Here is a 24,559-nt window from a genome sequence, read left to right on the forward strand (position 1 = left end):
GGCCACTTTCAAAAAGAAAGCAACCGTAGGCCTAAAGCAGTTGACCCATTAGCCTAACACCATAAAAAAGTATAGCGTTTACTAGTCTAATCAGGTGCATATAAATTTTTTCATTGCTCCCGACTCCCGACTCCCAGGGAGTGCGCTTACAGTCGTCGAATTAAATTCGCCACGGGTCGCACCGCTCCCTATTGCCTATTGCCTATTGCCTATTGCCTATTGCCTATTGCCTATTGCCTATTGCCTATTGCCTATTGCCTATTGCCTATTGCCTACTCCCTACTCCCTACTCCCTTCCCTACTTACCACCCCCCCGAGTGATAAATGCTACGATTGCGACAGAACGAGAACAGTGATCAAACAAAGAAGGAAAAAGTACCGAAATGGTAGAGATAGACAAGTCAATATCCTTTGATGGACGGGATATTAGACTCAAAGTAGGTCTACTTGCCCCTCAATCTGGTGGTTCAGTAATGATACAGTCGGGGGATACAGCAGTTCTAGTGACAGCAACTCGTGCCCCTGGTCGAGAAGGGATCGATTTTCTGCCCTTGGTGGTTGACTACGAAGAAAGACTCTACGCAGCAGGTCGGATTCCAGGTGGTTTCCTCAGGCGGGAAGGCCGTCCTCCAGAAAAAGTTATCCTAACTAGCCGTCTCATTGACCGTCCCTTACGTCCCTTATTTCCCAGTTGGCTACGAGATGATATACAGATTGTAGCAACTACCCTGTCTATGGATGAACAAGTACCGCCAGATGTTTTGGCAGTTACTGGTGCATCGATTGCTGTGTTGCAGGGCAGCATTCCCTTCTATGGACCAATGGCAGCTGTACGGGTAGGGTTACTCGGGGATGATTTTATGATTAATCCCACCTACAAGGAAATCGAAAATGGCGACTTGGACTTAGTCGTGGCTGGTTCCCCACAAGGGGTAATTATGGTAGAAGCCGGTGCCAATCAATTACCGGAACAAGATATAATCGAGGCCATCGATTTCGGCTACGAAGCGGTACAAGACTTGATCAAAGCCCAGCATGACCTGCTTGAGGAGTTGGGAATTGCAATAGTGATTGGCGAACCCCCAGCCGTAGACTCGAATCTAGAAGAATTTATTCGCGTCCGCGCCACTGACAAAATTAAAGGTGTCCTCTCGCAATTTGACCTGGACAAAAATGGTCGGGATGTTGCCTTAGATGAGATTAAAGACAGTGCTGTCAAAGCAGAAATTACCCAACTCAAAGAGGATGACCCGATCCGTGTAGCGGTTAATGAAAATAGCGCATTAGTCGATAAGCTGTTCAAAAGCCTCACCAAAAAACTGATGCGTACTCAGATTGTGGAAGAAGGGGTGCGCGTGGATGGTCGCAAGCTAGACCAAGTGCGTCCTGTCTCTTGTCAAACCAGTCTATTACCTCAGCGAGTTCATGGTAGCGCTTTGTTCAACCGAGGACTAACCCAAGTCCTATCCACGGTTACCTTGGGAACACCTGGAGATGCCCAAACTCTAGATGACCTTAACCCAGAAGATGAGAAGCGCTATCTGCACCACTACAATTTCCCACCCTTTTCTGTAGGGGAAGTCAAGCCATTGCGATCGCCCGGACGGCGTGAAATTGGTCACGGAGCCTTAGCCGAACGAGCATTAGTCCCCGTGTTGCCCCCTCAACACGAGTTTCCCTATGTGATCCGGGTAGTATCGGAAGTGCTCTCCTCCAATGGTTCCACCTCCATGGGCTCGGTTTGTGGTTCAACACTGGCCTTGATGGATTCAGGTGTACCGATTACCAAACCCGTTAGTGGTGCAGCCATGGGTTTGATCAAAGAAGGAGATGAAGTCCGCATTCTCACCGATATTCAAGGTATTGAAGACTTTTTGGGTGACATGGACTTCAAAGTCGCCGGTACCGATACTGGCATCACGGCTTTGCAAATGGACATGAAAATCACTGGTCTGTCCATGGATACCATAGCCCAGGCCATTGAGCAAGCCAAACCAGCCAGACTGCATATCCTAGAAAAGATGCTGGCGGTGATTGACACACCCTCCACAGACATGTCACCCTTTGCTCCTCGCCTCTTAACCATGAAGATCGATCCGGAGTTCATCGGTACAGTCATTGGTCCAGGGGGTAAGACAATTAAAGGAATTACCGAGCAAACTGGGGCAAAAATCGATATTGAAGATGACGGTACAGTTACCGTATCTGCTATGGATGGGGACAGAGCCACCAAAGCTATCAATATCATCCAAGGCTTAACCCGCAAGCTGCATGAAGGGGATGTCTATGTTGGTCGTGTCACCCGGATTATTCCCATTGGTGCCTTTGTGGAAATACTTCCTGGCAAAGAAGGTATGATTCACATTTCCCAACTAGCTGACTACCGAGTTGGCAAAGTGGAAGATGAGTTAGCGGTAGGAGATGAGGTAGTTGTCAAAATACGGGAAATTGACAACAAGGGTCGTCTTAATTTAACCCGTTTGAACATTCATCCGGACGAAGCTGCCGCAGCACGGGAAGCAGCAGCGTTATAACCTAGCTAGGCTAGCTAGATAATGGTGAAGCGTCAGGAGCAGGGAAGCTTCTCAAGACTATAGAGAACAGATGTAGAAGCCTCTGGGGAGTTGGGGGAATAAATTGACCCTACTCTGATGATGCTTCCCTGAACTTACCCTAGGAGTATCCTGTGATCAGGTCAGTGACCAGCAAAAGTTAAACATTTCTGAGATAGCCGTAAGTAAAAGCTTTACACTAAATAATGCATTATGGTTTAGAGATGATTTAGTTAAGCTGTGCGGAAAATTGTTATAGCTGGTAACTGGAAAATGTACAAAACTCAAGCGGAAACCGCTGAGTTTTTAAAGGGATTTTTGCCTGAGGTGGAGCAAACTCCCATAGAACGGGAGGTTGTTCTGTGTGGTCCCTTCACCGACTTGGGTGTGATGTCTGAGCATGTACAAAATACTCGTGTACAGATCGGGGCTCAGAATATCCACTGGGAAAATGCTGGAGCCTACACTGGTGAAATTGCTGGTGGGATGCTCAAGGAAATTGGTGTGCGCTATGTCATTGTTGGTCATAGTGAACGGCGTCAATACTTCGGCGAAACTGATGAAACCGTTAATAAACGCCTTCACGCTGCTCAGCGTCACGGTTTGATTCCGATTCTGTGTGTTGGGGAAACGAAAGCACAACGGGATGCTGGTGAAACAGAAGACATTATTAGCAAGCAGTTGGAAAAAGACCTAGTCAACGTTGACCAGCAAAATTTAGTGATTGCTTACGAACCAATCTGGGCAATTGGTACTGGAGACACTTGTGATGCATCAGAAGCGAATCGAATCATTGGATTAATTCGCTCCAAGCTAAAGGAAGCTAATGTCCCAATTCAATATGGTGGCTCCGTCAAACCCAAGAATATTGATGAAATTATGGCTCAATCAGAAATTGATGGAGTACTGGTGGGCGGAGCAAGCTTAGAACCTGCGAGCTTTGCCAGAATAGTCAATTATCAGTAGTTGTGATTAGTCATGGGCTAATTGTTAATTGTTAATTGTTAATTGTTAATTGTTAGTTAGCTTATTATTAGTTAGTTAATTGGTTAATTGGTTGATTGCAATGGGCAATTTTCAATTAGCAATTAGCCATGATCTATAAGCGATGGATAAAGGAAAATTAACCATCCAGAACTATTCTTTTGAGTGGGGCAAACGAACCTATATCATGGGTATCTTGAACGTTACCCCCGATAGTTTTAGTGATGGCGGAGAGTATTTTACCCCAGAAGCTGCCTTAAGGCAAGCTCAGGCTCTAGTAGATGCTGGTGCTGATATTATCGATATTGGTGGTCAATCCACTCGACCTGGTGCCGAGCAAATTTCCCTACCCGAAGAACTGAAACGAGTTGTGCCTGTGGTAAAGGCAATGGGTTCAGTGCTGAAGATACCGATTTCTGTCGATACCACTAGAGCATCTGTGGCTAAGGCTGCGGTAGAAGCTGGTGCCGATATGGTCAATGATATTTCCGGTGGCACATTTGACCCAGACATGTTGCCACTTGTAGGGCAATTGGGGGTACCAATTGTCTTAATGCATATCCGAGGCACCCCGGTTTCCATGCAAAAATTAACTGATTATCAAGACTTAATTGGAGAAATCTATAGCTTTCTGGAGGAGCGGGTAACTGCGGCAACCGCAGCAGGAATTAAGCGATCGCATATTATTATTGACCCAGGCATTGGTTTTGCCAAAACCGCTGAGCAAAGTGTAGAGATTCTGCGGCAACTGCCTAGGTTTGATGCCCTCGGTCTACCGATGTTAATAGGAGTATCTCGCAAAAGCTTTATTGGACGCATCATCAATCAACCAGACCCCAAGGGTCGAATTTGGGGAACTGCTGCGGCTTGTTGTAGTGCCATTGCCGGTTCAGCAGACATCCTGCGGGTACACGATGTTGACCAGCTCCGTGATGTCTGCCGTGTTGCTGATGCGATTTGGCGTGTTTAAGTATTCAGCATTCAGCTATCAGCATTCAGTTATCAGCATTCAGCTTTTGAATAAAAGAGGTAAGCATTGGTTTAATCTCTGTTACGTTTGCTGACAGCTTACAGCTGACAGCTAAATGCTTTGATGGGCTTTTCCCGAGAGTTTCAATTCTCATTAATCTCGAACTATTAAATTCTCCCATTCGAGGTTTATTTTAAGCTGACCGCTGACCGCTGACCGCTGACCGCTGACCGCTGACCGCTGAATTATTACATTGTTATTGCCCTAATTACTCTCGCCCACAGATTCAGTTTGAAGCAAATCAGTCATGGCTTCGCTCAGTGCTTTTGGATCCATAAAGACGACTTTAGAATTGTTGCTTTCACTTAATTTTTCATTAGCTTCTACATAGCGTTGAGCAATCAGGAACTGTAGGACTTTCTGAGTATTAGCTTGCTCTTGAAGAGCTTTGGAGATCATTTGGATCGACTCCACTGTACCTTCAGCCTGTAAAATTTTGGCTTGTTTCTCACTCTTAGCAGCTCGTTCCTTCTCTAGGGCATCGATAATAGTCTGGGGTGGTTTAATCTCTTGCACCTCAACCCGCATCACCTTGACTCCCCAATCAGCAGAGGCATCATCTAATTGTTGCAATAAGTTCTGATTGATTCTGTCTCGGGAGGCATAAGTCTCGTCTAATTCCATCTGACCAATGGTAGAACGCAGAGTGGTCATGACTAAATTTTCAATCGCCTCATGAACATTATCTACAGCATAAAAAGCTTTGTACATATCTAAAATTTGCCAATACACGATCGCATCGACTTCTACCTGAACGTTATCTTTGGTGATTGCCTGCTGGGGTTCAATGTCCAAAATCTGCTCACGGGTACTCTCTTCTACGGCAATCTTGTCTATAAACGGAACTACATTGTAGTTAAGACCAGGGTCTAGTTTTTTACGATACTTACCAAAACGTTCTACTAGAGCTTCATTTCCCTCTTGGACAACTTTTGTCGTACCTACGGTGTAGCCAAAGGCTACTAAAATAATTGGGGCGAGTATGCTAAGAAGAATATCCATAGTGTTTTAGATCCTGTTAGAAGATTAATAAATTCACGCTTTGCTGCGGCTAGCATTTCCTAGAAATAACTTTATCAATAGAAGAGCACAAAATGTGTGTATAGATAACTTTCACTCTAGCCACCCCTGGGTTGAGTGTCAAAGCTGTTATCAACACTACGGGGAAGCTAACTTCTGTGGATGAGGGGTATTCCCCTCACCATTCCCCTAACCTATACTTAGAAACTGAGAACACAACAGAGGGAAGATCCGCAACAACTAAAAAAGTAGGTTATCAAAGTAGATTTAGTTTAAGCATTCAGCCGTGAGCCATTCGCGAACGCGAATGGCCTTGGCTCACGCTACTTGAGGTGCCGTCAGTGCTCAGTAGTCAGCTGATTTTATTCAAAAGCACCGATTGCGCTACGCGCACGCTGCGCCAACAGTAGCCTGGCCATTCCCGTAGCGTGGCCTTTGGCTGATAGCTGATACGCGACACGCTGATACGCGACACGCTGAATGCTTACAATTTCGTACTAGTCAGTTTTTTCAGCAGCAGATGGCTTGTCTTCTTCAGCCTTGTCCTGATTAACCAGCCATTCTGAGAGGGGGCGTGAGACAGCATACTGAAAGTCCACTGGCACTAACAGCACCTGCAACTGCTCAGATTTGGAATCCAGTGGTAGGACTTGAGCATATAGGAAACTGCGAGTAAAGTCCAAGTTGCCTAAGATCAGCTTCGGACTGTCCTGATTTTTCAGTTTCACTGTTATAGTTGCTGAGGGCTTGTCTAATCCATACTCTGGAAGTTGGTCAGGGCTAACCGTAAGAATGCGATCGCTTTTGCCCTGAGCCAGCAAGTTCAACAAAAAGGAAACAACCGCATCACTAGCTGTCGCCTCTTTGGGCTTTTTCATCCGCCAACCCGATTCTGGCTCACTGGCTCGCTCGAATACTAAGGTCTTGTCATCACTATTAACAGTAAACGATTGAATCTCGTCTTCAGTGAAATTAAATATCGGTTTTTTATTAATTTTAGCAGCTTCTCGCTTTTCAGAACCCTGAATTTCATAAATATATACACCTCCCCCCAGGAGGATGGCACAAATGACTAAAATCAGAGTTGTCCTTTGTAGTTTCATCAGTTTAAACTGCATCGATCTAAACACAGCTTAATACGTTATAGCGGTTCTCAATTGGGTGAGGTACACCTCCCTTGGGAGTAGGGAGTAGGGAGTAGGGAGTAGGGAACAGGGAACAGCGGATCTGGGAACAGCGGATCTGGGAACAGCGGATCTGGGAACAGCGGATCTGGGAACAGGGAAAAAATCTTGTGTAGTTCACAATTATGAGAAACGCTATAGCTAGATCTAGCTAAGTCTTTGGGAGATTGCTAAGTAGTCGGAGATCAATAAACGCGCTCTGTGTAAAGAATTATGAAAATTCCGATCCAAAAAACACTGGTATGGCTATTGGGTGGTTTAGGTATCTCAGGGGTAATCGCGCCAGCCTTGGGATTAGATACATCAATCTCAGAAGCTGGTATTAATGTCTATCGGTTACACCAACCTCCCTATAATTTAACCGGTCGCAAAATTGCCATTGGGCAAGTGGAAATTGGTAGACCTGGATTATTTGGTAAGGATAAGGCCGCTATCAAGAATCGGACAGTAACTCCTGCGGGAGTATTTTATCGCAACACCCCCGCAAAACCGAATACCCATGTTGATGAACATGCGGCTATGGTAGCAGCTGTGATGATTAGTCGAGACAAAGCCTTTCGGGGAGTAGCACCTGGGGCAAAACTCTACGCTTCAGCAGTTGGTTCCCTGTCTAGGAGTGGACAACCGGAAGAGTGCCTCGCGGCTCAGCATATTGCTCAGCAAAATGGCTCCGATGTGCGGGCAATTAATTTTAGTTTTGGTGAATCCCTACAGCGGGACCCGAGGGAGGAAGCGGTGCTGGATGGCAATGCGCTGTTAACTCTATGTATCGATTGGTCAGCTAGGGTGCATGACGTCTTGTATGTGATTGCTGGCAACCAAGGCAAAGGGGGCATTCCGATCCCCACAGATAATTTTAATGGTATCAATGCAGCATACACAGCCAAGCGTCAGGGAGTTTTTAATAAGGTAGACTTTGCTAACTTGAGTGCTTTACCAGTTGGTATTGGTCGTCGTCTGATTCGGCAAGAAATTAATGTTGGTTCTCGCCGCTCGATTAATTTGGTAGCTCCTGGCAACAAGATATCGTTGTATGACCTCAAAGGTAAAGTGACTAAGGTCAGTGGTACCAGTTTTGCTGCTCCCCATATCACTGGTGTTGTAGCATTGCTACAGGAATTTGGTGATTCCGCTTTGCGCAAGCTGCGCTCAAGACAACAAAAACTATTCTTGATGCAGTCCCTCAGAGCGGAAACCCCCAATACCGGGCTGCATCGCTTGTGGATGAATTGGAGTACAGATTCCCGACGCCATGAAGTAATGAAGGCAGTGTTGCTTAATTCTGCTGACAAAATTCAAGATCTCGGTGATGGGATGCTACTAGGCATGAGCCGCACGATTCGGGCAAAGGATAATCACCACTGGTTAGAGTCTGATGCTTACCAAGACCCCAAAATTCCTCTGGATATGCAGATGGGGACAGGACATCTAAATGGGTTTCGAGCTTACCAGCAATTTAAACTCGGCCAATGGAGTCCCAGTGGCATTGGAGTGCCACCAGTGGGTTGGGATTACCGTACTGTGGAGAAATCATCTGATCGGGACTATGTGTTAACAAAACCCTTAGCAGAAGGAAGTTTTATCTCTTTAACTCTGGCTTGGGACCGTTTGGTAGAGTTAGAGGATGACAATAATAATGATGCTTATGATCTTGGGGAGAGTTTTAGCGATCGCGGTTTGAATAATCTTGACCTCTATTTAATGCCAGTCGGAGAAGAGGACATTACCAAAAGTGTCTGTGCTTCTATCAGTGAAGCGGATGCTGTGGAACATATTTTCTGCCAAGTCCCTGCTCAGGGTCGCTATAAAATTCGGGTTCAGTATCAACAACAGGTTAATCAGCCGTCTCAAGCTTATGCTTTAGCTTGGTGGACAGTTCCAGATCCCAAATGATAGGCAACAGAGGCAAGAGGGCTAAGCTGCTAGCTTTGAGCAAAAACTTGGCTCGAAAAATAAAAACTTGATTGGGGATTCATCCCATGGTGCCCTTACGGGTCAGATCTCAAGATTGAAGGCGCTAGAAGCTAAAGTTACAATCTAGCTAAAGTAGGAATGGTAGTTGATTCACAATAGAGTTGGAATGGAGGAAGAGTTTTACTACCGAGGAATAGATAAAATTCGTCAAGGAGACTTGAACGAAGCAATCGAGGAATTTGACAAAGCCTTAGAGATTAATCCGAACTTCGCCGAAGCCTACTATAAACGAGCTATGGCTCGCTTTGACTTAGGGGATCAACAAGGCGCGCTTGCCGATTATACTCAGGCTTTACAAATCAATTCTGAAAGTATTGAAGTTTATTTCGGGCGGGGTTTGGCTCGATTGGCACTGGGAGATGCCACTGGAGCAATAGAAGATGCCAATCAAATACTTAAGATTAATCCTAATCAGCCTGCAGCTTGTAAGCTTCAAGGTAGTGCCTACCGTAAGTTAGGAGATAATCAGGCTGCGATCGCATCATTTAAACAAGCAGCTCAGCTCTACCTAGACCAACAAGATAAATTAAATTGTCGTCGTTGTCTTGAGAGTATCAATCAAATTCAACAACAGCAAATACTAGCTTTAGGTCGAGCCCAGACTAACGATTTTTGCCATCAAGCAATAAATAAAGTTAACACAGGCAAGTACCGAGAAGCCTTAGAGGATTTCAACTGGCTCCTTGAGGTTGACCCCAAAAATGCCCAAGCTTATTGCTATCGAGGTATTGTTCACTGCAAACTCGGTGATTACAGGAGAGCCATTCAAGACCTTGGTCAAGCTATGGAACTAAATCCCCAAGATGCTCAGGTTCGTTACCATCGAGGATTAGTACGAATTGAATTGGGAGATTACCGGGGAGCTATTGATGACTTGACCAAGTTACTACAAAGTAATCCGGAAAATCGGGACGTCTTAATCCATCGGGGTAATGCCTATATCCAGATGGGAGACTATCGCCAAGCCATCGAAGATTATTCCCGAGTTATTACTCTTAAACCCAATGATGCTCAATCATATCGTTATCGGGCAACCGCTCGTGAAAAGTTTGAAGATCTACGGGGAGCATTTGAAGATTATCAACAAGCGGCAAACCTGTATTTCGATCAACAAGACTGGACTAATTATCGGAAACTGCTCGATAAACTCAAACAGCTACAGCCATTACAACTGACCGAGGGGTCGAGCAATCGAGAATCACAAGCACCATCAAATATCAAACCTAGTAGGGAGTTGCAACAAAGACTACTAAGACTGGTAGGAGGACAATCCGATATCGCCACACGCCTACTTGACTTGGCTAAGGGAAAATACCCAGGGATGCCAGAAAAATGGTATTGGGAGAAGGTGATCAAGGATTTAGAACGATAGCGCTATAATAATTGAAATATTGATAAAACTAGCGACAATTAATCATTCAGCTTATGCGCTACAGATGGTGCTACTTGAGGTGCTATCAGCTATCAGCTGTTGCGATTGCTTCAATGGCAGCTTCTAATGCGATCGCAATATGAGTCCAATGGGTTCCTCCCTGACAAAACACAATATAAGGCTCCTTAAGCGGACCATCGGCAGAAAATTCTGACGTACTGCCATCAATAAAAGTCCCCCCAGCCATCACTAACTGACTCTCATAACCCGGCATTGCGGCTGGGACAGGGTCGAGGTAGGAACCTATCGGAGAATGCTGTTGTATCCCTCGACAGAAAGCGATTAATTTTTCCGCTGAACCCAACTCAACTGCTTGAATTACATCCCGACGGGGTACCATCGGTGGGGGATTGACAGGATAACCAAGTTGTGCTATAGTATGAGCGATTAAATGACTCCCTTTGAGGGCTTCACCAACCATTTGGGGAGCTAGGAATAATCCTTGAAACAGCAATCGATTTTGATCGAAAGTCGCCCCACCTGAACTACCAATCCCTGGAGCAGTCAGACGACAGGTCGCCGCTTCAACTAAGTCAGCTTTTCCAGCGACATAGCCTCCAGCAGTAGCAATCGTTCCCCCAGGATTTTTAATCAAGGAACCCGCCATCAAATCTGCTCCTACTGCTGTCGGTTCTTGTTCTTCTACAAATTCCCCGTAACAGTTATCCACAAAACAGATAGTATCAGGATTTTGTTGTTTGACAAGCTTGACAATTTTTTCTATTTCTGATATTGAAAGACTCTTTCGCCAAGAATACCCACAGGAACGCTGAATGAACACCAGGCGGGTATTCTCTCCTACCGCTGTTGCCAAGGCTGACCAATCTAAACTTCCCTCACTAGTTAGGGACAACTGGCGGTAACGAATCCCAAATTCTATTAGGGAACCTTGACCATCACCCCGTAAACCAATCACCTCTTCCAAGGTATCGTAAGGGGCACCGGCAATCGCTAGCATTTCATCTCCAGGACGCAATACCCCAAACAGGCAAGATGCGATCGCATGGGTTCCGGAAACAAATTGTACCCGTACAGCTGCAGATTCAGCTCCCATGACATCAGCAAACACCATGTCGAGAGTTTTGCGTCCTAAATCATCATGTCCATAGCCCGAAACACCAGCAAAGTGATGGACTCCTACACGATGTACTCGAAAAGAATCCAGTACCTTTTTGAGATTTTGCTTGACGGCGGTGTCAATACCATAAAAGATCGGAAATAGTGCTTTTTCTGCTGCTTGCAGCCGTTGAGAGCTGTTGATTCCCAAAATTCGCGCCTCGAAATTTTAGATCAAAATTTTAGATCAAAGAGAGCGGGTTATGACAATTTGTATCCTATTAGACTTACTGCATGACAATTGCTACTTCAGATAATCTTCGTTTAGATTGGGTCGTTATTACCTATATGGCCTTTATTCACCTAGCAGCCCTGTTTGCCTTACTTCCGAGCAACTTTAACTGGACAGCAGTGGGCTTAATGATCTTTTTCCACTGGGTGACAGGGGGCTTGGGGGTAACTCTGGGATGGCATCGCTTAGTGACCCACCGCAGTTTTCAGACACCCAAGTGGTTAGAATACTTCCTAGTTTTGTGTGGTACCATTTCCTGTCAAGGAGGAGTGATCGATTGGGTAGGACTACATCGCATCCATCATTTGCACTCTGACACCCAACCGGATCCCCATGACTCCCATCAAGGGTTTTGGTGGAGTCACATGGCTTGGATGTTGCATAAAATTCCTGCTGATGAGCAAATTTCTAAATTCACTAAAGATATTTCTGGAGATCGGGTTTATCAGTTTTTGGATAAGTATTTTGTGCTTGTTCAAGTGGTTCTAGGACTGTTGCTGTATGCCATGGGTGGCTGGCCATTTGTAGTGTGGGGGATTTTTGTGCGGCTAGTACTGGTGTTTCACTGTACCTGGTTTGTCAACAGTGCTACTCACAAATTTGGTTATCGCACCTATGAGTCTAATGATTGCTCAAAAAACTGCTGGTGGGTAGCCCTACTAACCTATGGCGAAGGCTGGCACAACAATCACCATGCTTATCAGTATTCTGCAAGGCATGGCATTAAATGGTGGGAAATTGACCTGACTTGGATGACGATTCAGTTCCTACAACAGCTGGGTTTAGCCAAAAACGTGAAACTGATTAGTCCTGAACAGACATAAGTTTCCCTAGGGTAGTACCTTGAGTGCTACCCTGCCAGTTGCCGAGCGGCTTCAGTTCTGAGGGCGGCTTAGTTGTAAAACCTCCTGAGCAGCAGAGTATACTCCGGTTTCCAAAGTGCAAGCACCATGGATTTATCCTGTCTACTTCAGGACTTATGACTCTAGCACTGAGGCTTAGGGAGTTTCTGGTAAAATTATAAAATATTAAAAATTCTTAGCTTTTGTTTACAAAAAACGTAAAGTCTGCCTTTATAATCGTATAAGTATTGTTACTAATCTCAAATTGTTCTTATCGAACGTTAACGGATACACCTTAGCAACAACTCCTTAGTGATGCCCCGGATACTGGTCATCGATGACGACCCCGCAATTTCAGAATTAGTCACCATCAATTTGGAGATGGCTGGCTACGATGTTAGTCAAGCAATGGATGGCATCAAGGGTCAGGCTCTAGCTCTGCAACTGCAGCCAGACCTGATTATGTTAGACTTGATGCTACCCAAGGTAGATGGTTTCACCGTCTGCCAACGGTTACGTCGGGATGAACGCACTTCCGATATTCCAGTATTGATGTTGACTGCCCTAGGTCAAACCCAAGACAAGGTAGAAGGCTTTAATGCTGGTGCCGATGATTATCTCACCAAACCCTTTGAACTCGAAGAAATGCTGGCGCGAGTGCGAGCATTACTACGGCGCACAGACCGAATTCCCCAAGCTGCTAAGCATACGGAAATACTGAACTATGGTCCTTTGACCCTAGTTCCAGAAAGGTTTGAGGCGATTTGGTTTGATAAAACCGTGAAACTGACCCATCTGGAGTTTGAACTACTGCACTGTTTACTGCAGCGCCATGGTCAAACTGTTTCTCCGAGCGAAATCCTTAAAGAAGTTTGGGGGTATGACCCTGACGATGATATCGAAACCATTCGAGTGCATATTCGTCACCTGAGAACCAAGCTAGAACCTGATCCCCGCCATCCTAAGTACATCAAAACCGTTTATGGAGCAGGTTATTGCTTAGAGTTACCCAATACAGAAAAGACCCTAGAAGTGACTTCGGCGACTGCCTAGGATGAAATTGGTAATGTCAGAGGTACTACAAATCTACCTTCTTAAGCTAGAGTGGAAAGCCCCCGCCCTTAAGCCGGGGGTAAGCTTTCTCACCGTTAGTCAGTTGGCTAATTCTGATCAAAAATTGATCAAGTTCTAGGGAGCCAAGGCATTGCCCCGCAACAAGCTACCAATTGTCTTCGCTGTAATCTTCATTTGGATAAGAGGATTAGCAGGTACAACGGTTTTATAGAGATAGCTATCGAAAGTCAGCCGCTGCACATCCTTGTCAGCACACATCTCTACAAAGGCTTCTCGGCTAGCATCGGAGTTATAGAAAACTCGTTGTAGAATATCTAGGACTTTGTAGGTCATGCCGTATTTCTTATCCCAGCGCTTCAGGTAAAGCTTGAGGTCACTCTCTGTGGGGATACGGCTACCGCCATTAGAGGTTTCCACAATGGTTTCAGCACACATGCGAGCTGATTTAGCCGCAAAGTAAATCCCTTCCCCAGAGGATTTAGTTACTGTTCCAGCAGCATCACCTACCAAAGCTACCCGACCAACTACACGTCTAGGTCTGGGATGCTCAGGAATCGGATGGGCTTCCACTTTGATAATTTTTCCACCCACAAGTTTTTTAGCCGCACGGGCGCGAATCCCTGCTTGTAGCTTTTTGATCAGGGATTGGTTGACCCTCATAGTGCCGGTGCCAACAGCAACGTGGTCGTATTTAGGGAAGACCCAGGCGTAGAAATCAGGAGAGACATCATTACCCACATACATTTCTGCCAGGTCTTGGTAGTAATTCATCATGTTCTCTGGCAAACTGATGCGCTCTTGGAAAGCGATCGCATAATTGTAATCCCCAGCATCAATTGCTTTGGCAACCCGGGAATTTGCCCCATCAGCTCCAATCACCACATCTACTTTCAAGGTTTTGTGGGTTCCCTTGACACTGCCATCAGAATGGTCAGAATAATAGATGGTATAGGGTTGAGAGTTACTGGTGGGAATATCGAGTTTATAAACGGTGCCATTAATTAAGTTAGCCCCCAACTCAGCCGCACGATTGCGCATGAACCCATCAAGCACCTCGCGACGGCACATCCCAATATATTCGTTTTCCTTTTCTATATGGATATCAACTTCAAGATCAGACGGTGAGATCATCTTCATGTTTCTCACTTGCCGGTCAATAATTTCTGGTGGCAGGTCAAACTCACTCACCATACATAGTGGAATCGCACCACCACAGGGCTTAGCATTGTCCAGCTTACGCTCAAACAAATAGGTTTCGATTCCTGCTTTAGCTAACGTCTCGGCAGCAGAAGAACCTGCTGGTCCCGAACCAACTACTGCAACCCTTAGTGCTGGCATGTTTTCTCCCATGGTTTTTTAAGCTACGCAATGCATACTATCATGGACTTTCCTGTGATCTGAAGCTTCCCTAATATTTGGGGTCAAGTTGCAATACACCTTAACAAAAGTTCGTCACATTACTTAACAATTACAGCGGTGATTGGTCATTTTCATCGTTACCGATTAATTGTTAAGATTAATTATTAATTATTAATTATTGTGTAATTTTTAGTAATTGTTATTGTTAATGGTTAATTCTTAATTAGACCGAGCTTAGACCTGTTGGGAAATAAGAGAAAATATCGATAGTGTAGGCAAATCGGTAAAGTAATACCAATTCCTCAAAGTAGGACTACAGATGCAGATGATCCGAGAGTCGAGTTTTGGAACTACTGAATTTAGCGTTGCAGTTTCTTCCGTGCCTGCTGACGTAGCTTCAGGGCATTCCGGTGGTTAGGTTCAATCTGGAGTGCCTTATTTAAAGAAGTGATTGCCTGATTAAAGCGTCCTAGTGTCATCTGAGCTTCCCCCTTAGTCATCCAAGCCTCTGCCAAATTTCGTTGAAGTGCGATCGCTTTCTCCAAAGCCGTAATCGCCTCAACAGAACGACCCAACTTTTGGAGGGTTATTCCCTGTGAAAGCCAAGCTTCCGTTAAATCTGGCTTGAGAGTAAGGGCTTGGTTATAGAGTCTAAGGGCTTCTACAGACCTTTGCTGTTGGTCAAAGGCTTGACCAAGGCTCCACACAGCTTCTGGATAGTTAGGTTTGAAATGTAAGGCATCATTACAAGCAACAATTGCCATCTCCGGCTTTTGGAGTTTATTCAGACTGTAGCATCTGCCCCAATAGGCTTCCGCAAAATCGGCTTTTTTAGCGATCGCTTGGTCGTATAGTTTGAGAGCTTCCTGGTACTGTCGAGATTTCCGCAACTGCTCAGCTTCCTCTAAAAATTGCTCTTCTGTAACCGTAGCCTCAGTCTTATAGTCAGTCTTATAGTCAGTCTTATAGTCAGTCTTATAGTCAGTCTTATAGTCAGTATTTTCACCAGTCGGTTGAGCAGATAGAAAAGTTTTCCACAGCAGCAAGCTGACCCCCAAGATAGTTATCGATACAGTAATTAACCCCAACTTCACCAATCGTTGCGGAATAGATACTGTTGTCAAGTTAGTTGCTGAACCTCTCGAATGTTCGGTGAGGTCAAGTTGAGGCGTAGTTCTACTTTGACTCCTGGTCATCATTGACGAGTGGACTGTAGTTTTTGGTAGGTTCCTAATGTCGGGAATTGGGAGTTCCATCCCAGACTGGCTTTCCCTGGTAATTTCCTGAGTAGGGATTTCTTCCTCAGCTTCAGACAACAGTTGCTGTGTTGGTAAACTAGCCAATACCTCTAGAGCGTCAGTTGCTGTCCGATAACGGTCACGGAAATCATAGCGCACCATAATGTCAAGAATATGGGCCAACTCTGGGCTAACCTGCTTTGCGTAGTGTTGCCAATCAATTTCACTAGTTATGGGATTTTCCTTCAAGTTTTTGGGATGAACCCCAGTTAATGCCTGGATACCAACCATCCCGACAGCATAGATATCACTGCTAAAGCGGGGCTTTCCTGCCAATTGCTCATGGGGCATATAGCCCTGGGTGCCTATAGAAACCGTTAAATGAGTTTCCCCGGTTTCAGGATTAATCTTTTGGCTACTGACTTGCTTAACAGCACCAAAGTCAATCAGCACGATTTTCTCGTCCCCTTGGCGGCGGATCAGGTTAGAGGGCTTAATATCCCGGTGGATAATCTGTTGTTGATGAACAAAGGCCAATACCTGTAGAATGTCTGTTAATAAAGCAATAACTCGCTCTTGTGAACACGGATCACCCTGGACAAGTTCTCGATTCAAAGGTTGTCCTTCAATCAATTCCTGAACCAGATAAAACTGCTGATCTTCCTCAAAATGTGCTAGTAGGCGAGGGATCTGGTCATGATTACCTAGCTGGTAGAGAAATCGAGCTTCTCTATCGAAAAGGCGTCTTGCCATTTGCAGCGTTGCCGTCTGTTCGGTTTGGGGCAAAAGATGTTTAACCACACATCGGGGTTGATTTGGCAAATGTATATCTTGTGCCAGGAACGTTCGACCAAACCCACCAGATCCCAGTTGGTTGATAATTTTGTAGCGTCCGCCTACTAGGGCTTTTGCAGGTTTTGTCTGTGCAGATAAGCGGCTCATCGAGGGGTTAGTGATGACTACCTAATTATGATTCCAAATTCAGTAAATATACCATTGATTTGGATCCTAAAGCCAGTTATACCACAAAGAAAGTTAACATTACCAGTTGTTTAATTAACCCTCAACTCCCTCGTCTTGGTGCCCGTTCACGCTTAGCTTTTAAAAAGCGCAGGGTCCCACGGCAACATTAACTTTTTCCTTGACTATCGGACATTAAGAGACTTGTCCCTTAATCAGCTCAACTAACGATAAGTTACTCAAATGAGGGAGTAAGCTGTCACCCATTGAAATTGTGCATGGGGCTGATGGTCAGATGGTCAGATGGCGAGATAGTCAGAGGGTAGACCGGCTTTTGCAGAAGTGGCTCGGACTGAAATTTCAATAGAGCTCTGCGGAAAATACTCAATACCTCTGTGCAACTAGCTCTAAAAACGCGATCGCCAATTTCAATTACCAGTCAGTTTCTAGCTAAAAATAGGTACTTGAGCTAATTGATGTTAATAAATCAGCCTTTTAAAGAGGGTTATACTCATTGTTTATTTCGACAAAAAAAGTAATCAATTATTATAACGCCATTATATTGGGGGGATTAGTGCCCCAAATCTTAATCTCAATAACCCCAAATACAGCTAATTATCTGTTCATACTTCCTGGGATTCTTTATCGATGATGTTTTGACAAACATCATATCACCCATCAGCAACCAAGATGCGCTGCTCTACATAGATTTGAATTTGACCATAGCTGAACAAAATCCCATCAGAGTGCATAATACCCATAAGACCAGTATTAAACCAGCCTTAAAACCCCCTACCCCCTTTTAAAATTACCAATTCATCGAGTATGCTATGGCTATACCCTTTTGTCAGGATAGTAGCTTGGCCGCAAAACAAGCGGTTGCTTAGGTCTACTTTCTGAGATCTTCTTCCAGAAGTGGTACAAAAGCGTACAAAGTACGGCTGGCTATCGCCTTTTGGCTCTTAGCTCAGAGATTACCTCTGGGATGATTTATGTCAGTCGATAAAATCATTACCTTAAACCAGTATTTTTCGACCAAACTTTTATAAATTAATCCAAGACTACCAACCAGATAATGCCAACAAAATTTGGTCATTACTGACTTTTAACCTATGGTATAAATAATTTATTTCATGAATACATCTGTCTCAGTAGTTATCACCACCTTTAATAAAGCCCAGTACCTCGAACAATCAGTAAAGAGTGTACTAGCGCAAACATTTTCCCAGATTGAATGCATTATTGTCGATGATGGCTCTACCGATAATACCCGCCAAGTTGCTGATCAGTTAGTCCACTACCACCCAGAGATACAGTACTTTTATAAAGACAATGGAGGGGTATCGTCTGCTCGTAATTTTGGCGCTGATAAAGCCACTGGAGAATGGATTCAATTCTTAGATGCTGATGATTGGATTCATGAAGATAAAATCAGATTTCAATTGAGCTGTTTAGAGGGAACTGGTGATAATGTAGTATTTTACTCCGACTATGAACGGGTCTATGTTGATCAAAACGAAAACATTATTGAAACCAAGCCTCATGTTGTTGGTGCTCTCACCAAAGAACAGCTCATCGAACGACTGCTAATTTGTCCAGATTTTCTGGCAGATTCTCCTTTTCCCTTGTTACAGCAATCGATGCTGTTCAAGAAAAAACTCTTAGACCAGAGAAATTTTGATACTCGCCTGAAAGCCTGTGAGGATCGAGAATGGGTATTAGAACTTCTGCAACGGAACGTCAGATTCGTCCATACTCCAATCATCGGAGCCTATTATAGAAAACACCGCTTCAATCTCACCGATAATAGCTCACTGATGCGGGAGTCTTACATTAAGTATTTTGAAATTGTCTTGACAAATCACCAAAAATTAGTTAGCTTATGCCAGAAAAGTATTAAGTATTTGATAGAAAAAAGTTTTGAGGAAAAAGACCAGGAAAGTTTTACCAGATTAGCTAAATTAGTGGAATTACCAGTAGATCTGCTCAATGGCAAAATTAAAGTTAATCATCGTTGGTTATTAAATTTACTCTATTGGCTCAGAACGATGATACCAAACTTTTTACTATACGAAAGATACCGAGGTCCCCGTTCTCGTAAACTTTTATCCATCATTAGCCGTCGGTCTTAGCATAAACTGGGATAAAAGTCCCGTTCCGTAGAATCAGCCTCAGGATAAATCCTAGAGAGCATCCTGATTAAATTCCTGATTAAATTCCTCCTGTCAACAGCAGCAACACTGTTTGAAATAGTCCCACCATCACTCCTAAAATACCCCCTAAATTCACAATAGCTTGTAATTCACTTTTCACTAAAGTCTGAATCGTGATTTCCATATCTTTTGGAGAAGTAGCGTTTACCCGTTCAACAATCACCTCATCAATAGATAAAATCGGAATCACTTCAGTCATAATTTTTTCCAAATCCTCCTCCAGGTAGCGCTCTATAACCAAAGCGAGTTCCTTGCTAATCATTGTCAACGATGTAGTCATAATTGCTGAATCTCGGAGCCGATTAACAATTAAGGCAGACACTTTTTCCCAGTCAATAGATTGATTTAATCCTTGTATAAATTCAGCACCCCCCTCTTGAATATAAGCACGCACCGAATCCCGCATAGTTTTCCGTAGTTGTCTCACTGTTGACAAAGGCAGATTTTGCAATGAAACATTTTGCAACCATTCCCGCAAGCGATCGCGAGTTCCTAGAGCCACAATTAACTCTTCGATGCGAGCATTAGTCGCTTCTTTTTCGTCAAGGCAAAAGCTTCGCAGGCGGATCAAAGCATTGCGTATACCAAATAAATTTGCCACTACCCAGTATGTCCCACTGGACTTTTCCCGAAAGTCTTCATCAATGATTTGAATGTTGCGGTCAGTTAGGAAATCAATAACTGCCTGTCGCAAAATATCTGGGGGTAGTACTACTTTTAAGATCCACTCAGAAAGCTTCCGAGCTTGTTCTTGATCCAGTCGAAACTCCAATAAAATCTGGTCAAAAACATGGTTAAGTTGGGCTTCTAGGAAATCCTTACGACGGGCTAAGACTTTTAGCATACGTGGCAACGATTCCCCGATCAAGTCTCGGAGAATCCCAGCAAGAATATGAGCTGTTTTCTGTTGCTTATCCGACCGGACTTGATCTAGCGCTAGGTTTAATAGCCACAAGATCGCTCCTTCCACACGTTCAGTATGGAGCAGACGCTTTGCCAAACGCTGTAACTCTGTTGGCGTCAGCAGAGAACCCATAATAGTGTCAGCAACTCGCCTAGCCAGCCGTTCCTGGTTGCGAGGAATTAAACCTGGTGTAAAAGGTAGCTGACGCTTACCGATGTAAATTGGTCTGTAGGGACGGAACAACATTTTGATGGCTAAATCATTGGTGAAATAGCCAATAATTCCCCCAGCTATGGGAGGAACAAACAACAATAATAGGTTAAACAGATCCAAAACAAAAATCGAGTTGTGTAGAACTTAAAAAGCAGGTAATAGGTAATTTTAAAGTATGATGGAGAAAGTATGAAGTAAACTAGTTATAGCATTTATTAAATAGGTGAGGTACCCCGCCCTTGGAGGAGTAGGGAATAGGGAATAGGGAATAGGGAATAGGGAATAGGGAATAGGGAATAGGGAATAGGGAATAGGGAATAGGGAATAGGGAATAGGGAATAGGGAATAGGGAATAGGGAATAGGGAATAGGGAATAGGGAATAGGGAATAGGGAATAGGGAATAGGGAATAGGGAAAAAATCCTCTGTACCTCATTACTATGAGAACCGCTATATATGGCTGCGGTCCCTTAACAATTAGTAGGTTTGAGCATTAATTCAAAGATGCACCATCCCTCACCTTTATCATTATTGCTGCCTTTACACTTGCTATCTTCATCTTTTATACTTCAAGAATTTATTTAATGCCCAATCTCTATTGTAGGCTTTTTCCAAAAGTGACATCCTGCTACACTAAACCCGAACGGGATATAATACACATTGCCGTTGATGGCACTGTTCGTTTTCTTTTTCTTTAAACCATGACTGAAGTACCACCAGGCTCTCCTGAAAGTCACCCTCAAACCAATTCAGAACAGATAAATGCTGAAGATTTATTAACCTTACTGCGGCGCAAAGAACGTAACTGGGTGGAGTGGGGTCAAGCCTGTCAGCAGCTACAAAAAGCTGGCTACAGTTCTCAGGTAATTTTTGAAGAAACTGGGTTTGAGCCAATTCAACAGAATCAAGTGATGGTGGCATCTCAGGTTTACACAAGTTTGATTACAGTCGGGGTGTCCGATGAAGTGCGATCGCGTTTTGAGAGTACTGGTAGCGATTCCCTGTACGAGTTGCGGATTCTCACCCAAGAGGAACGAGCTGCTGCTGCTGAATTTCTCGTTGCTAGAAACTTGAACTCCGAAGGAGCCCATGAAGTTGCCAAAGCACTCAAGACCTTTTCCCGCAGAAGCCGTCCACCGGAGGGATTCACCAATCATCCTGGTGATGCTGTTGCCTATCAGTATTGGAAACTTGCCAAACAACACAATGATTTGCAAGAACGTTCTCGTTTGATTGCCCGAGGCTTGATGTTTGCTCATACTCAACAAGCCCGACAACAAATCGAAGAATTACTCACAGGAGCATTTGGTAGCACTCAGCGTCCAGCCCCCAGATTACCCATATACCGCCTTGAAGCTGAAGAAGATTTGCCCCGTTTGCTTCCGGTAGTGGGTGCCTTACCCCTGACAATAGCTGATCTCAACCAGGTTCCTAGAACTGACTATAAGGGCACTTTTAGTATAGTTAAGGGGCTTCGAGAGCAGATGTTCGCCGCAGTACCGGGCTGGCAGGTAGTTTTGAAGGCACAAGATCCAGTGGTGATTTTGTGTAACAGTAATCAGCTGCCTATTCAACAGAATAACAAACCTGAAGAGATTTTGCTTATTATTGACCGCTCACAGCAGCAGTGGGATGGGGACAGCTACTTTTTGGTTGAAGAATCAGGACAGTTAGAGATTAAGTGGTTTCCAGATTCTCCTGATATTAGTTTTTTGGGACGCCTCATCCTAGTATTACGACCGAAAAAAATTCTGGATGAAGCATTAAGTCAAGATGTCTGGCAAATTGATGAGTAATTAGTCATTAGTTATTAAGTTAGTTAATTTCTGTTTTGTTGACTCTTGACTCTTGGCTGTTGACTCTTAAAAATTACCCTCAACAAAACCCTTTTCATCAGGCTCAAGTAGTTCGATTAGCCAGTACTGCATAGAATGGATCGCCTAAAGTGATCCCAAGCTGTAGCAGAAAAGTAGGAAGCGGGGATGGTCGAGCAACAACCTCAGGCGAACTAAATCCAGGAATAGACTGGTAATAGGTTTTCACTAACTCCACTCGACTTGTCTCGGTCCCATCTCGCCAGGACTGAATCGCCTTTTGAAAAAACATTCGGTTAGAAAAGCTAATAATTGCCATTCCCCCTGGTTTTAAGACACGATGAATCTCAGCAAAAACTTTTTCAGGGTACTGAAGATACTGAACTGAAACAGCAATCAGCACAGCATCAAAGTCTTGGTCAGGCAATGGCAATTGCTGGTTTTGATTCAAGTCTTGGATAAAGTAGTGATTAAGTCTAGGATTTTTGACCAATTCTTCCAGATTCATGCCATGCCCCTCAACATGAGCAAACTCCATGTCTTCTGGTAAGTGAGAAACCCAACTGCTCATGAGATCCAGGATTCGCGTGTTGGGTTGTAGTCGTTCCCGGTAGAGGTTTACCAGCTGATCGATAAAGCCCTCATCGACATGAGTCACAAACCGTGGAAATGAATAGAACAGAACATCATCGCTCTCATCCAATTTACTGCGTTGAAGGCGCTGGTAGATCATTTTATGATATGGTACGTATCTTGCTCACGAATATTATAAAGATTTATGAAGTTTATGGTAAGTATTTCTGAGTTTGGGTTATTGCAAGGAATATTTTGAGGCGGTTAGACAGGATTCTACAACAAAAATAGGGAAGAGCATTAATATCTCTTCCCCATTGTTGATTTTTGTATTGATTTTGGTTGTCTTGGTTTCGGTTTTGGAGTGCTTTCCGACTTTCCTTAAGCTTCCGGCGCAGCATCTGAGTCTGTTTTTTCAGTTGTTTGCGCCGTGCAGAGCCGATACTTTTTAGCTACCAGAATCTACCAAAGGTAAACTCTAGCTCGCCAATGCAAGCTGATTTCTCAGCCAGGGGGTATCTCCCAAAGCCCTCAGGAATATCCCGCGAGCGCCATAAAAATTTCAACAAATTTGGTTCCACCGGGAACTAAGCGCAACTATTAAACCCTTGGTTTTCGGCTTTAATTTAAGTTACATAATAATCCCTGTCGGTGTTACCCTAATTTAAGTCTAACAAATAATAAGAGTTTTTGCTAGACTCTGCGACATTTTCTCTAGCTGTTTACTAACCCTTAGTTACAGTGGGCGGGGAGAGACTCGAACTCTCATGACCATAAGGCCGCCACATTTTGAGTGTGGTGCGTCTACCAATTTCGCCACCCGCCCGTTTGGGCATCTCCTTTATTATAACTAATTAATCGCTGATTTAACAAGGACTGATAAGATTGAGAACTTGCCCAACGGTCAATTTCTCGCGCCCGTAGTACAGGTAAGGGATGGCTCAGTTGAGAGATCTGCAATTGTTGGAGTACTTGACCCAGCTCAGTATCACCAGCGCTATCGTAAGCTCTAGCTTGAGTAATAAACGCATCTAGGTTAAGTTGTGGTGCCAGAGTTGGCGAACCACCAGCCAGTTTCATCAATACAGACATGACCACTCTCGGATTTTGAGTAGCCAGTAAAGCAGCGCGATCGCAACTAAATTCCGCACATCTTAGCCACTCTAACATCTTCTCCTGTATGCTTTGAGCAATGAGCATCCCCCAATTGGGAATTAAACTAGCCGCTAATACCATGATATTGAGCGGTGTCAGGTACACCCCATGTTCACATTTGAGATGACCCAGTTCATGGGCAATAACCGCCTGAATTTCCTCTGGTGTCAGGAGATCAATTAAAGAGGTGTGCAAGACAATGAAAGGCTGTTTACCCCGCATAGCGAAGGTATAGGCATTGGGAGCGGGATTTTGCTGCACATAAAGCTGAGGCGGCTCTAAATCTAAAGTTGTGCAGGCATCTTCGAGTAGTTTATGAAGATGGGGCAGTTGATTTTCTCCCACCAAGACACTAGCAGCAATATTGTTCAGGTAAAAAAACTGTTCCGCCACAGGACCTAGTAAATTTCGCACCACCAAGTCTATCCCTGGCAACTGTTTCAGGGCTGTGGTTGCTTCCAAATCTAGGGGATGACGAAAATGATCTGCCTTCAGACCAAATAGTGATGTTTTAGTCATTAGCTGTTAGTCGTTAGTCATTAGTAATTACTTATTAGTCTAGGACTTCCCCAAAATCTATGGCTCAAGCCTAATCTATTGTAGGGGTACAAGCCTTGCACCCTAACTAGTTATAGCGCTACCTCTATATAGCTAATTCTATAGCGTCACTGCCTAAGTCTTCTAGTCCTTG

The 24,559-nt window shown here is 44.2% G+C and carries 20 protein-coding genes and 1 tRNA gene; 10 read left to right on the plus strand and 11 right to left on the minus strand.

Features of this window, described 5'->3' with window-relative positions:
• Positions 1-94 precede the first annotated feature (94 nt).
• From LYNGBM3L_RS43775 to folP, 4 genes are all read left to right on the plus strand, one after another.
• The gene (locus tag LYNGBM3L_RS43775; RefSeq protein ID WP_154659832.1) at positions 95-415 is read left to right on the plus strand and encodes a hypothetical protein; all 321 of its coding nucleotides are present in this window, start codon (positions 95-97) and stop codon (positions 413-415) included.
• Positions 384-2,534, plus strand: coding sequence for a polyribonucleotide nucleotidyltransferase (locus LYNGBM3L_RS16945; protein ID WP_008185716.1), 2,151 nt, complete (start codon positions 384-386; stop codon positions 2,532-2,534). Before LYNGBM3L_RS43775 ends, LYNGBM3L_RS16945 begins: the two co-directional genes overlap by 32 nt.
• 258 nt (positions 2,535-2,792) lie before the next feature.
• Positions 2,793-3,518 carry a triose-phosphate isomerase gene (gene tpiA / locus LYNGBM3L_RS16950; RefSeq protein WP_071986895.1) on the plus strand — a complete coding sequence of 242 codons (726 nt, stop codon included), beginning with the start codon at positions 2,793-2,795 and terminating at the stop codon, positions 3,516-3,518.
• Positions 3,519-3,660: 142 nt separating this feature from the next.
• The gene (folP, locus tag LYNGBM3L_RS16955; protein ID WP_008185720.1) at positions 3,661-4,506 is read left to right on the plus strand and encodes a dihydropteroate synthase; all 846 of its coding nucleotides are present in this window, start codon (positions 3,661-3,663) and stop codon (positions 4,504-4,506) included.
• A 264-nt stretch (positions 4,507-4,770) separates the two neighbouring features.
• On the opposite strand, the gene LYNGBM3L_RS16960 is transcribed toward folP, so the two are convergent.
• The 3 genes from LYNGBM3L_RS16960 to LYNGBM3L_RS40990 form a co-directional block, all read right to left on the minus strand.
• Positions 4,771-5,568: an SPFH domain-containing protein gene (locus LYNGBM3L_RS16960; RefSeq protein WP_008185722.1), complete on the minus strand. Its 798-nt coding sequence runs from the start codon at positions 5,566-5,568 to the stop codon at positions 4,771-4,773.
• Positions 5,569-6,083: 515 nt separating this feature from the next.
• Positions 6,084-6,689, minus strand: coding sequence for a DUF4340 domain-containing protein (locus LYNGBM3L_RS16965; protein WP_044493642.1), 606 nt, complete (start codon positions 6,687-6,689; stop codon positions 6,084-6,086).
• Between the two features lie 19 nt (positions 6,690-6,708).
• A complete protein-coding gene (locus LYNGBM3L_RS40990; protein WP_131827147.1) occupies positions 6,709-6,891 on the minus strand; it encodes a hypothetical protein in 183 nt (60 codons plus the stop codon).
• A 92-nt stretch (positions 6,892-6,983) separates the two neighbouring features.
• Here LYNGBM3L_RS40990 and LYNGBM3L_RS16970 point away from each other — a divergent pair, with 92 nt between their 5' ends.
• Entirely contained in the window at positions 6,984-8,663 is a 1,680-nt protein-coding gene (locus tag LYNGBM3L_RS16970; protein WP_008185725.1) for a S8 family serine peptidase, read from the plus strand.
• A gap of 187 nt (positions 8,664-8,850) precedes the next feature.
• A complete protein-coding gene (locus LYNGBM3L_RS16975) occupies positions 8,851-10,116 on the plus strand; it encodes a tetratricopeptide repeat protein (RefSeq protein WP_008185727.1) in 1,266 nt (421 codons plus the stop codon).
• Between the two features lie 85 nt (positions 10,117-10,201).
• Here the strand turns inward: LYNGBM3L_RS16975 and LYNGBM3L_RS16980 are convergent, their stop codons facing one another.
• A complete protein-coding gene (locus LYNGBM3L_RS16980) occupies positions 10,202-11,437 on the minus strand; it encodes a methionine gamma-lyase family protein (RefSeq protein ID WP_044493645.1) in 1,236 nt (411 codons plus the stop codon).
• Between the two features lie 89 nt (positions 11,438-11,526).
• Here LYNGBM3L_RS16980 and LYNGBM3L_RS16985 point away from each other — a divergent pair, with 89 nt between their 5' ends.
• Entirely contained in the window at positions 11,527-12,348 is an 822-nt protein-coding gene (locus tag LYNGBM3L_RS16985; RefSeq protein ID WP_008185731.1) for an acyl-CoA desaturase, read from the plus strand.
• Positions 12,349-12,681: 333 nt separating this feature from the next.
• A complete protein-coding gene (gene rpaA, locus LYNGBM3L_RS16990; protein ID WP_008185733.1) occupies positions 12,682-13,419 on the plus strand; it encodes a two component system response regulator RpaA in 738 nt (245 codons plus the stop codon).
• A 135-nt stretch (positions 13,420-13,554) separates the two neighbouring features.
• Here rpaA and chlP read toward each other — a convergent pair whose 3' ends face one another.
• Both chlP and LYNGBM3L_RS17000 read right to left on the minus strand, forming a co-directional pair.
• On the minus strand, positions 13,555-14,790 hold the full coding sequence (gene chlP, locus LYNGBM3L_RS16995; RefSeq protein ID WP_008185738.1) for a geranylgeranyl reductase: 1,236 nt from the start codon (positions 14,788-14,790) through the stop codon (positions 13,555-13,557).
• A 368-nt stretch (positions 14,791-15,158) separates the two neighbouring features.
• Positions 15,159-16,979: a serine/threonine-protein kinase gene (locus tag LYNGBM3L_RS17000; protein ID WP_008185740.1), complete on the minus strand. Its 1,821-nt coding sequence runs from the start codon at positions 16,977-16,979 to the stop codon at positions 15,159-15,161.
• A 1,151-nt stretch (positions 16,980-18,130) separates the two neighbouring features.
• Between LYNGBM3L_RS17000 and LYNGBM3L_RS17005 the strand changes: the two genes are divergently transcribed.
• Positions 18,131-19,129: a glycosyltransferase family 2 protein gene (locus LYNGBM3L_RS17005; protein ID WP_008185744.1), complete on the plus strand. Its 999-nt coding sequence runs from the start codon at positions 18,131-18,133 to the stop codon at positions 19,127-19,129.
• Between the two features lie 79 nt (positions 19,130-19,208).
• On the opposite strand, the gene LYNGBM3L_RS17010 is transcribed toward LYNGBM3L_RS17005, so the two are convergent.
• Together LYNGBM3L_RS17010 and LYNGBM3L_RS36675 are read right to left on the minus strand one after the other, a co-directional pair.
• A complete protein-coding gene (locus LYNGBM3L_RS17010) occupies positions 19,209-20,447 on the minus strand; it encodes a DUF445 domain-containing protein (RefSeq protein WP_008185745.1) in 1,239 nt (412 codons plus the stop codon).
• Between the two features lie 48 nt (positions 20,448-20,495).
• Positions 20,496-20,762 carry a hypothetical protein gene (locus tag LYNGBM3L_RS36675; protein ID WP_071986897.1) on the minus strand — a complete coding sequence of 89 codons (267 nt, stop codon included), beginning with the start codon at positions 20,760-20,762 and terminating at the stop codon, positions 20,496-20,498.
• A 265-nt stretch (positions 20,763-21,027) separates the two neighbouring features.
• Here LYNGBM3L_RS36675 and LYNGBM3L_RS17015 point away from each other — a divergent pair, with 265 nt between their 5' ends.
• Complete coding sequence (locus LYNGBM3L_RS17015) at positions 21,028-22,122, plus strand: RuBisCO accumulation factor 1 (protein WP_008185747.1); 1,095 nt, start codon at positions 21,028-21,030, stop codon at positions 22,120-22,122.
• A 103-nt stretch (positions 22,123-22,225) separates the two neighbouring features.
• Here the strand turns inward: LYNGBM3L_RS17015 and LYNGBM3L_RS17020 are convergent, their stop codons facing one another.
• From LYNGBM3L_RS17020 to LYNGBM3L_RS35430, 3 genes are all read right to left on the minus strand, one after another.
• On the minus strand, positions 22,226-22,873 hold the full coding sequence (locus LYNGBM3L_RS17020; protein ID WP_008185750.1) for a class I SAM-dependent methyltransferase: 648 nt from the start codon (positions 22,871-22,873) through the stop codon (positions 22,226-22,228).
• Positions 22,874-23,455: 582 nt separating this feature from the next.
• A tRNA-Leu gene (locus LYNGBM3L_RS17030) sits at positions 23,456-23,539 on the minus strand.
• Entirely contained in the window at positions 23,518-24,387 is an 870-nt protein-coding gene (locus LYNGBM3L_RS35430) for a M48 family metallopeptidase (RefSeq protein ID WP_071986898.1), read from the minus strand. Before LYNGBM3L_RS35430 ends, LYNGBM3L_RS17030 begins: the two co-directional genes overlap by 22 nt.
• Positions 24,388-24,559 lie beyond the last annotated feature (172 nt).

Source organism: Moorena producens 3L (assembly GCF_000211815.1).
Lineage (GTDB): Bacteria > Cyanobacteriota > Cyanobacteriia > Cyanobacteriales > Coleofasciculaceae > Moorena > Moorena producens.

What these genes read in the sequence shown, in the direction of transcription:
- LYNGBM3L_RS16945 (WP_008185716.1), top strand. Translation starts at nt 384, where the DNA reads ATGGTAGAGATAGACAAGTCAATATCCTTTGATGGACGGGATATTAGA.
- folP (WP_008185720.1), top strand. Translation starts at nt 3,661, where the DNA reads ATGGATAAAGGAAAATTAACCATCCAGAACTATTCTTTTGAGTGGGGC.
- LYNGBM3L_RS16960 (WP_008185722.1), bottom strand. Translation starts at nt 5,568, where the DNA reads ATGGATATTCTTCTTAGCATACTCGCCCCAATTATTTTAGTAGCCTTT.
- LYNGBM3L_RS16965 (WP_044493642.1), bottom strand. Translation starts at nt 6,689, where the DNA reads ATGAAACTACAAAGGACAACTCTGATTTTAGTCATTTGTGCCATCCTC.
- LYNGBM3L_RS16970 (WP_008185725.1), top strand. Translation starts at nt 6,984, where the DNA reads ATGAAAATTCCGATCCAAAAAACACTGGTATGGCTATTGGGTGGTTTA.
- LYNGBM3L_RS16975 (WP_008185727.1), top strand. Translation starts at nt 8,851, where the DNA reads ATGGAGGAAGAGTTTTACTACCGAGGAATAGATAAAATTCGTCAAGGA.
- LYNGBM3L_RS16985 (WP_008185731.1), top strand. Translation starts at nt 11,527, where the DNA reads ATGACAATTGCTACTTCAGATAATCTTCGTTTAGATTGGGTCGTTATT.
- rpaA (WP_008185733.1), top strand. Translation starts at nt 12,682, where the DNA reads ATGCCCCGGATACTGGTCATCGATGACGACCCCGCAATTTCAGAATTA.
- chlP (WP_008185738.1), bottom strand. Translation starts at nt 14,790, where the DNA reads ATGGGAGAAAACATGCCAGCACTAAGGGTTGCAGTAGTTGGTTCGGGA.
- LYNGBM3L_RS17000 (WP_008185740.1), bottom strand. Translation starts at nt 16,979, where the DNA reads ATGAGCCGCTTATCTGCACAGACAAAACCTGCAAAAGCCCTAGTAGGC.
- LYNGBM3L_RS17005 (WP_008185744.1), top strand. Translation starts at nt 18,131, where the DNA reads ATGAATACATCTGTCTCAGTAGTTATCACCACCTTTAATAAAGCCCAG.
- LYNGBM3L_RS36675 (WP_071986897.1), bottom strand. Translation starts at nt 20,762, where the DNA reads ATGAGGTACAGAGGATTTTTTCCCTATTCCCTATTCCCTATTCCCTAT.
- LYNGBM3L_RS17015 (WP_008185747.1), top strand. Translation starts at nt 21,028, where the DNA reads ATGACTGAAGTACCACCAGGCTCTCCTGAAAGTCACCCTCAAACCAAT.
- LYNGBM3L_RS17020 (WP_008185750.1), bottom strand. Translation starts at nt 22,873, where the DNA reads ATGATCTACCAGCGCCTTCAACGCAGTAAATTGGATGAGAGCGATGAT.
- LYNGBM3L_RS35430 (WP_071986898.1), bottom strand. Translation starts at nt 24,387, where the DNA reads ATGACTAAAACATCACTATTTGGTCTGAAGGCAGATCATTTTCGTCAT.